At 37.1% G+C, this 9,169-nt stretch carries 6 protein-coding genes; 3 read left to right on the plus strand and 3 right to left on the minus strand.

From position 1 onward, the window contains the following. Nucleotides 1-422: 422 nt before the first annotated feature. On the minus strand, nucleotides 423-1,706 hold the full coding sequence (locus tag BUB05_RS17850) for an IS110 family RNA-guided transposase (protein ID WP_073051093.1): 1,284 nt from the start codon (nucleotides 1,704-1,706) through the stop codon (nucleotides 423-425). 455 nt (nucleotides 1,707-2,161) lie between these two features. Here BUB05_RS17850 and BUB05_RS17855 point away from each other — a divergent pair, with 455 nt between their 5' ends. Then, a complete protein-coding gene (locus BUB05_RS17855; RefSeq protein ID WP_073051095.1) occupies nucleotides 2,162-3,388 on the plus strand; it encodes an IS110 family RNA-guided transposase in 1,227 nt (408 codons plus the stop codon). Nucleotides 3,389-3,516: 128 nt separating this feature from the next. Here the strand turns inward: BUB05_RS17855 and BUB05_RS17860 are convergent, their stop codons facing one another. Then, complete coding sequence (locus tag BUB05_RS17860; RefSeq protein WP_073051096.1) at nucleotides 3,517-4,290, minus strand: enoyl-CoA hydratase-related protein; 774 nt, start codon at nucleotides 4,288-4,290, stop codon at nucleotides 3,517-3,519. A 371-nt stretch (nucleotides 4,291-4,661) separates the two neighbouring features. Further along, the gene (locus tag BUB05_RS17865; RefSeq protein ID WP_073051097.1) at nucleotides 4,662-6,719 is read right to left on the minus strand and encodes a sigma-54 interaction domain-containing protein; all 2,058 of its coding nucleotides are present in this window, start codon (nucleotides 6,717-6,719) and stop codon (nucleotides 4,662-4,664) included. Between the two features lie 530 nt (nucleotides 6,720-7,249). On the opposite strand from BUB05_RS17865, the gene BUB05_RS17870 reads away from it, so the two are divergent. Both BUB05_RS17870 and BUB05_RS17875 read left to right on the plus strand, forming a co-directional pair. After that, nucleotides 7,250-8,062, plus strand: coding sequence for a beta-keto acid cleavage family enzyme (locus BUB05_RS17870; RefSeq protein ID WP_073051098.1), 813 nt, complete (start codon nucleotides 7,250-7,252; stop codon nucleotides 8,060-8,062). Nucleotides 8,063-8,169: 107 nt separating this feature from the next. Further along, nucleotides 8,170-9,169 (plus strand): methylmalonyl-CoA mutase family protein (locus tag BUB05_RS17875; protein WP_245819957.1); only part of this gene is annotated, 1,000 nt, incomplete at its 3' end.

Genomic DNA, 9,169 nt, shown 5'->3' on the forward strand with positions numbered 1-9,169 from the left:
CCTCCCTATATATTCTTAGTTTTTCTTCCATTTACTCGCTAATTCGCCGTTTTTCATTTTCTTCAAAAAGCATATTACAGATTCCATGTGCATCCAGTGCAGGATAAGTGATGTTTTTGGGTACAGCAAACACAGCGTCCTTGATTTCACTGTATTCTGCGGTACTTCCCACACCTCTTATGGCAACAACCCTCCCATGTCTAACAGGATCATTCCGGTTCCCCGGAGTCCCAAATTCCTTCGTTCTGCCTATCCATAAAGTGGGTGTCTTTTGTGCTCCTCTACCGAGTCATTGCTCTAATGGTAAAATATATGACTACCTGCTTTTTGTATGTTAACTTTGATTTAGCTTTCAATTCTTACTTAGTCCTTCTGGCACTTTCGTGGACGCTTCTCCAGATTGACCTTTCTTCTTATGCTGCCTAAGCAGCCACTAGTTCTGCTGGTCGCTTTATGTCTGTTATCATCTTATTCCCGTCATAATCAAATCCCTTTGTACATATACCGAATATCACTCTTATGAGCTTGCAGCATATTGCTATCAAAGACTGCTTCTTCTTCAAAGGATTCTGTTTCCTAGTGGTGTAATAGCGATGTATTTCCTTGAACTGCTCGTTTTTAGCAACCAGTGGCATTATCACCTGGAACAGGATTGCACGCAGCCTCTTTCGGCCTCTCTTGCTTATTCCTGTCTGTCCCTTGTGTTTTCCTGAGCTGTTCTCCTTTATCGCCAAACCTGCCAGCTTCTGTATCTGTTTCGGTGACTTGAAGCGTCTTATGTCACCTACTTCTGCAAAGAATCCGGCTACACTTACCAAGCCGACTCCTTTGATTTTTAGTATCTTTTCAACTTCTGGTATATCCAGGCACAGTGCCTCGATGATTTCTAGAAGCTCTTCCTGCTGTTCTATCTTTCTATGATAGTCTTCAAGAAGCATTAGTATTTCCATTCTAGCCATTCTGATTCCAGTTTTTCTTCCAACACTTCTTTTAGCAGCCGCATAAAGCTCTTCAGCTCTTTTCATGCCCACTGCACGTATCTTTCTGTCTCTCCAAAGCTGGTTAATTCCTTTGGCTCCCAGTTTCATGATGTCTTCAGGCAGTGGCGCATTACACAACACTACCATACTTCCTATTCCATAAGGACTTCCAAATACTTCTTTGTATTCAGGGAAGTAAATTTTCAACCATCTCTCGATTCTGTTCTTGAGCCCATTCAGGTCCTTTACAAGCCTATCCCTGCTAGCTGTTGCTATTCTTAGCTCTGCATACACGCCTTCAGGTATATACGGCTCAATGTATCTGCCTTCAATTACCAGCTTTGCTATTGTCTTAGGATCTTTCCTGTCACTCTTGCTCGGATGATTATCATCCAGTTCCTTGCTCTTTTTCACATGGTACGGATTTACCAGAACCAGCTTCAGTTCATTCTCTTTTGCATAATCTGCAAGACTGAACCAGTAGTGGCCGGTTGGTTCTGCTCCGAGCAGTACCTTTTCCTTTCCATGCTCAATCATCAGCGTCTGAATCCACATCCTAAGCTTTGTGAATCCTTCAAACTTGTTATCAAAGGATATGACCTTGCCTAACTCTATTCCTCTCCAATCAAAGGCTCGTGCGTAATGCACTTCACTGGCTATATCAATTCCTATGATAATTGTTTCTTCCTGTACTTGCTTTATTCTCTCATTTTGTGTATGATTCATTTGTAAGTCCTCCAGTAGTTTAGATTTGTGTTCCGCCAAGAACATCTTTATTCTACTGTGTGGACTTATTTTTATCAAACCTCATATTTGTTGATTACAGGAATGCTCCTCGTATAATAATATTGTAAGGATATCTGAGTAGCCTTACCCTACTCTTTATTCTTCATACCAAAGACAATGCCCATGATTTATAATAGGTACTATAGAAACCATTAAGGGCTGTTCTGTTTCTCCATGTTTCGCCTATCGGTATATTCTTTTAAAGTCTGTTCCCCAAGCTTGTATGTTTTCCTCTAACCGCTAGCTGTTTTCTCCTAAGTTTGAACACCTCGTAGCAGGGAGGTCCGTGCACGTTCATGTAGGAGCTTATTCGTATATGCGAGGGTGTCGTTGCTGCAAGTACTTGGGCATTGTTTTATTGGTTTCTAAGTCCATTCGAAAAGGAGGTGATCTATATGAACACTCTTTTTGTAGGTATAGACGTAAGTAAGAAATCCAATGCAGTTCGTTTCCTCAATTCTTCCGGTGACACTTTGTTGATTTTCAGTGTTCCCAATGATCAGGATGGTGCACTTGTCATCCTTGACAAACTCAAGATTGCTCTCTCAAGCAATGACTTCACTGAGTTGTCCATCGGAATGGAGTCCACTTCAATCTATGCTGACCATTTAGCTACTTTCTTGCGCAATGATGAATTCCTTAAGAAATTCCACTTAAGCGTTAGGATCCTTAACGCCAGGCAGATTGCCAAGTTCAAGGAATCTTATCCTGAATTGCCGAAAACTGATTACATCGACACATTGATAATTGCCGACTTCCTTCGCTTTGGTCGCATTGCAAATGAAGTTAACCTTGATGAAAAACAAATGGCTCTCAGGACTTTAACCCGTGCCAGGTTCCAGGTAGCTCAAAACATCAGCAGAGAGAAGACTCGTTTCCTTGAAACTGCATTCTACAAGTTTTCATCTCTTGAATCTTCCAATGTTTTTTCAGATACCATGGGTGCCACTTCATTGGCTATTTTAACAGAGTTCTTTTCCACTGATGATATCGTATCCATGTCTTTGGAAGATCTTACTGATTTCATAGTGAAAAAAGGTAAAAATCATTTTAATGATCCAGAGCAAATTGCTCTTGACCTTCAGAAAGCGGCCAGAAGCTCTTATCGTCTTTCAAAGACCGTCAATAATTCTGTTAACCAACTTCTGGCCATTAGGCTTGTTGGCATAAAATCCCTTATGAAACAAATCAAAGAACTTGACGAAGCCATTTCATCTTACATGGAGCTTTTCCCGGATGTTCTGTCTAGCATCCCTGGTATCGGCCCTGTCTACAGTGCCGGTATAATCGCTGAAATTGGCAATATACACCGTTTTAAGAACCATGCGTCTCTTGCAAAGTATGCAGGGATTGCTTGGACCAAACATGAATCTGGTGACTTTAAAAAGGATCATACGCGTTTGATAATGTCAGGCAACAAATATCTAAAATATTACATCTTGGAAGCTGCTAACAAAGTACGTGTGCACGATACTGAGTTTAGACGCTTTTACTTGACCAAGTACAAGGAAGTCCTGAAGCATCAACACAAACGCGCTCTCGCATTAACTGCAAGAAAGTTGGTTCGGCTGGTGTATGCCCTGCTCGACACCAACAAGTTATATATTCCACCTACCAGGTAGGTGCCTTAAAAGCCTTTAAAAATCGCAGTTTTTTTAGAGGCTTGTTCAGGTGTTGTGATTTTTTGCATTTTTTTGCCATTTCTATTGAATAATCAGCTATTCGACTCTTGACATTTTACCGCTAGACTTTACTTGAATTTCGGACTTCTCTTTTCAAGAAAAGCTTCCATTCCTTCTTTCTGGTCTAAGTTCGCAAAACACAATCCAAAAATATTCTGTTCTGTCATTATTCCTGTCTCTATATCAGTTTCCAATCCTCTGTTTATTGCTGATTTTGAATATCCCACTGCAACACTACTGTTTTTTATTATATAATTAGCCATTTCTATTGATTTTAGAATCAATTCATTATGTGGAACTACCATATTAACCAGTCCGATTCTTTCTGCTTCTTGGGATTTTATAATTTTACCAGTAAATATTAGCTCTTTAGCCTTAGAGGTTCCTATTAGTCTTGGCATCCTCTGAGTACCTCCAAAACCTGGAGTAATTCCCAGGCTAACTTCGGGTTGGCCGAAAGTGGCATTTTCAGATGCTATTCTAATGTCACATGTCATTGCTAGCTCACATCCTCCTCCTAGCGCAAAACCGTTGATGGCAGCTATCACTGGTTTTTCCAGCAATTCAATCCTTCTAAAAACTTCATTACCAAGATAAGAAAACTCACGACTTTCTTGTGGATTCATACCTTTCATTTCGGAAATATCTGCTCCCGCAACAAATGCTTTACCTTCTCCTGTAACAACTAAAACCTTGACTTCATCATCTTTTTCAATTTCCTTTACAATCTCTCTAAGCTTAATAAGTGTTTCTTTATTCAATGCGTTTAAATGTGAAGGTCTATTAAAGGTTAATGTAGCTATAAAATTATTTTTATCGAACAATATATTGTTATTTTTCAAAGCATTACTCCTTTCAATTCGATATTGATATAAATCAATGCAATTATCATGCCAATGGATAATTTTCTCAAACAACTAGTATTTGAACAATTTTTTTAGTATTGAATGCACCAGTTGACCTAATAATGCGGTTATTAGGTCAACTGGTGCATCGATTAGGAGTATTTGGCGTATATAAAGTGGGTTTATTAAGGTTTGATTTTTTTGTTTGACAAGGTAGCGTCATTTGTGAAAAAGGTTAAGTGGAAAAAGGAATGGAAAAATATTTAAAAGGCTGATAATGCTTTGTATACATTTCAGCCTGGAATGAGTAAATTTATATTGAATCTTAATTGTAAGATTAGTACTAACTTTTGTACAGAAAAACAGTATCAATCGAGTAGGTGTTTAATAAAAATAAGGCCTTCGGGTGTGAGTTTTGAACCTTGTTTTGTTGTTCCAATTGATATTAGATTTAGTGAATCGAGCCTTTTCAATAAATGCTTTACTTTGTATTCGGTTAATGATATGTCCGTTTCTGAAAGCAAAGTACGAATTTTATTTCTACCTATACACAATCCTTTGTTATTGTAAAGAATACTCAGGACTTCAATAAATTCATCCATATTGCCTTCGGCTTCTAATTTCGATTTTGTTAGATTAAAATAATGGCTATTGACTAATTCTTCATTTGGAACCGTTTCCTTAAGGAAATAACTTGGGAGATCTTTTTTCTCGACAATATTTTTTCCTTTAGTAACGAGATAAATATATGAAGTTACATTTATCAATTCCCGTACATTCCCGGGCCAGTTGTAGTTTAGAAGAATTCTTTTTACTTCTTCGTTTAGGATTTTAGTTTCATTATACTTTCTTTTCAGATGTTCATTGATTATAATGAATAAATCATTGTCTCGCGAATAGAGATTGGGAATATTTATTGGTAAAACATTAAGTCTATAATACAGATCGTTTCGAAAATTTTTTTCTTTTACACTATCTTCCAGATTCTTGTTTGTGGCTGCTATGACGCGTATGTTTACGGGAATTATCTCGGAACCTCCAACACGCATTATCTCCTGTTCCTGAAGAACTCTCAATAAATGTACTTGTATATTTAGAGGTGCATCCCCTATTTCATCCAAAAAAATAGTTCCGCCGTGAGCTAATTCAAAAATTCCTGGTTTTCCCCCCTTTTTAGCTCCTGTGAAAGCACCTTCTTCATATCCGAAGAGTTCGCTTTCTATTAGATTTTCAGGAAGAGCAGCGAAGTTAATTGCAAGGAAAGGACCATTTTTTCTGTTTGAAGCAAGATGTATTGCTTGTGCAAACATTTCCTTGCCTGTACCACTCTCTCCTAAAAGCAGTATTGTAAAATCGTTTTCTGAAAATTCCTTTGCCTTGGATTTTGCTGTGCTTATAGCTAAACTTTCTCCAATAATATCATCAAATGTATATTTGGCAAGATGACCCTTCTTAGAGAGTTCTTGTCTTAATTTTTGTTCTAAAACTTGGATTTTCGAAATTTCCTTGAATATAAATATATAATGACTTTCATTTACTTTAGTTTTGTGGCAAACAATTTTTTTATCGTTGTTAATTTTCAATATATTTGTGTTGTCTTCGTTGGATATATGTTTTTTTTGAACTGTGCAGTTATTAAATATATTTTCGAAATGCGTATTGATAATATCATTTTGTTTAAGTTCTAACATTTTTAGCGCAGTAGGGTTTATTGTTTTTACAATGTTATTTTCCACAGATATGATTCCTTCGTCAATTACATCAAGTATGGTTTCTTGTTCCTGAATAAGACTGTTTGCAATCCTATTTATATTTACAAGTTTTTTGCTTATAATCATGAGTTCTTGGATGTATATATCGATAAAATTATTTATGTATTTAATGTTAAGATTAAGGGCGTCTAAAAGTTCTAGAAAAGTTTCAATTGTCGGAATTCTTCCCCCTAGGTCGATTATATTTTCTATGGAAGATGGACATAGGTGAGTCATGCCTGCAGATATGGCAGTGTCAATATCTGAAAGGTCCAATTCCTGGTCTTTTTTATATGGTATGAGATTGATATGAGTTATTCCGAGATTGTGCAGATTATTAATTATTTCATATATTATCGATTCAGGATGATGCACAACAAGGATTTTTTTTTGTTCGGGAAGAGAGAGTATCTGTTCAATATTTTTGCCGGAGAGAATTTTCTTTGTATCTATTATTTTGCTAATAGGGAAAAGCTCCTTTACTTTATCCTTCACTACATCATGAGTAGGGAGTACTACGGGTGCGCTGATGTTTTCTGGAATCCCCTCCTCTAAAGAAAAAATTTCATAGGATATGTCTTTAGAAAATATTCTTGATAAAAATCTAAAATAAAACTCTTTTGCATAACTTTTTAAAGTAACAACAATCAATTGTAAATTTTCATGATTCTTCAATAAATACACCACCCAACAGTTGGATTTATTAATAATGATAACCTTTTAACGCTAAAAATACAACATAAATCTAACAATAATATTAAAAGTCTGCCAAAACAGACTTAAAATTTATAAATAATGACTGATTATTCCGTGGCTCGATCTGACCCAGATTATTCAATGACTAATCAAAATAGTGATGATTCTACTTTTATTAGGTTAGGTTGCAAGGTCATGGCAAACATATTTTAGAAGTCCTAAATTGCGCTAAAACGCCTAATAAATCCCAAATATATCAAAATTAAGATATATAGGAGTTAATAGGCGGGATGTTTATGGATTCAAGATTTGCAGAATAAGTAATTTGCTAATTTAATCAATCAAACATTAAATTCGAACAATGTGAATAAAAGATAAGTGAAATAGTAGTTTAGTATCTTCCGATAGATCTTACAATGTTGCTAATTAGGGGAAATAATAAGAAAATAAAAAATATGGCATGTTACTTGCAAGTAAATCAATAAAATCAAACTAACCAGGAGGAAAAAATGGAAAAATTAGTAATCACAGCTGCATTGACTGGTTCTTTAGGAATGAAAGAGAAAACGCCACATGTTCCTATAACACCGGATGAAATTGCGGCAGATGCGCTTAAATGCTATAAAGCAGGTGCAGCTATTGTACATGTACATGCTAGAGATCCTATTACTCAGAAGAGTGTTCATACTGCTGAAATATTTGATGAAATCAGTAAAAAAATCAAAAAATTGTGTCCTGAATTGATTGTTCAAATATCGACAGGAGGAAGAGCTGGGCTAAGTCTTGAAAGTAGACTCGAGGCAGTACAAATAAACCCTGAGATGGCCAGTTTTACGACAGGATCAATCAATTTCCCCGACCATATTTATATCAATTCGCCGGAATTGATAGAGAGACTGGCTATAGAAATGCAAAAAAGAGATATAAAGCCTGAAGTCGAAATATTTGATACGGGAATGATTCCAACCGCCATGGAGCTTTGTGAGAGAGGTATATTGAAAGGACCGTTGTATTTTAATTTCATTATGGGGATGAAAAATATTCAACCAACAAACTTTAATCAGTTGACGCTTTTGCTAAACTCAATTCCAAAAGAGAGTCCTTGGAATATTTCCGGTATAGGCAAACACCAGTTGTATACAACTTATTTAGGCATTTGCTTAGGCGGTAATGTTAGAGTAGGCTTAGAAGATAATCTTTATTATTCAAGAGGAGTTTTGGCGAGTAACGAACAATTGGTAGCAAGAGCTGCAAGATTATCCAGAGAGTATGGAAGGGATGTTGCTACACCAGAAGAGGCAAGGAAAATACTGGGAATGTAGTTTATTTGAATCCATATTTAATATAGATAATTAGTAAAAATATAGCTATTGATTACCGATGTAACGGAGGAATAAACGTGAGTGAAAACAATATCATTAAAAGTGAAATGAACAAATGGGAACAGGGTCCATTGGCGAAGACCCTTTCAAAAGTTTCTGAAAGAGAGAATGTGCCGGAAAAGAGAATCTATACTCCGCTGGATGTGGATTTATCAAACGAACATTATGTTGAAAAGATAGGATTCCCGGGACAATATCCTATGACAAGGGGAGGACAGCCCACAATGTATAGGGGCCGTTACTGGACAATGAGAAGCTATTCTGGTTTTGCTACTGCAAAGGAAACAAATGAAAGGTTCAGATATCTACTTGATCAGGGAGTCACAGGACTTTCAGTAGCATTCGATATGCCTACTCAGATAGGATATGACTCTGATAATCCTATTTCAGAAGGTGAAGTCGGAAAGGTTGGAGTGGCAATAGACTCTCTTGAGGATATGGAAGTTCTTTTCAACGGCATACCTCTTGACAAGGTCAGTACGTCTATGACGATAAATGCCCCAGCTTCAGTGATACTGGCAATGTATCAGGCTGTTGGGGAAAAGCAAGGGGTGGCGCCCGAACTCTTGAGAGGAACTACCCAAAACGATGTGTTGAAGGAATATATTGCAAGAGGAACATATATCTATCCGCCAAGACCTTCCATGAGACTGACAGCAAATATCTTTGAATACTGCAAGAACAACATACCGAAATGGAACACTATAAGTCTTGGAGCATATCATATCCGTGAGGCAGGAGCCAATTCAACGCAGGAAATTGCCTTTGCCTTTGCAAACGCAATAGATTATATTCAGGCTGCAGTCGACGTAGGATTGGATATCGACGATTTCGCAGGAAGGATTTCCTGGATATTTACTGCAGACATGAACGTCCTAGAAGAGGTTGCAAAATTCCGAGCAGCAAGAAGGTTGTGGGCGAAAATATTGAAGGAAAGATTTGGAGCTAAAAATCCCAAGTCGATGATGCTGAGGGTACATACACATACCTCGGGAAGCGTCCTTACGGCACAGCAGCCGGTTAACAATGTTGTAAGGGTGGCACTCC

The organism is Dethiosulfatibacter aminovorans DSM 17477 (assembly GCF_900142005.1).
Classification (GTDB): Bacteria; Bacillota; Clostridia; order Tissierellales; family Dethiosulfatibacteraceae; genus Dethiosulfatibacter; species Dethiosulfatibacter aminovorans.

Bases quoted from the DNA above. Each gene is read 5' to 3' on its own strand.
- BUB05_RS17850 (WP_073051093.1), bottom strand. From the start codon at position 1,706: ATGAATCATACACAAAATGAGAGAATAAAGCAAGTACAGGAAGAAACA.
- BUB05_RS17855 (WP_073051095.1), top strand. From the start codon at position 2,162: ATGAACACTCTTTTTGTAGGTATAGACGTAAGTAAGAAATCCAATGCA.
- BUB05_RS17870 (WP_073051098.1), top strand. From the start codon at position 7,250: ATGGAAAAATTAGTAATCACAGCTGCATTGACTGGTTCTTTAGGAATG.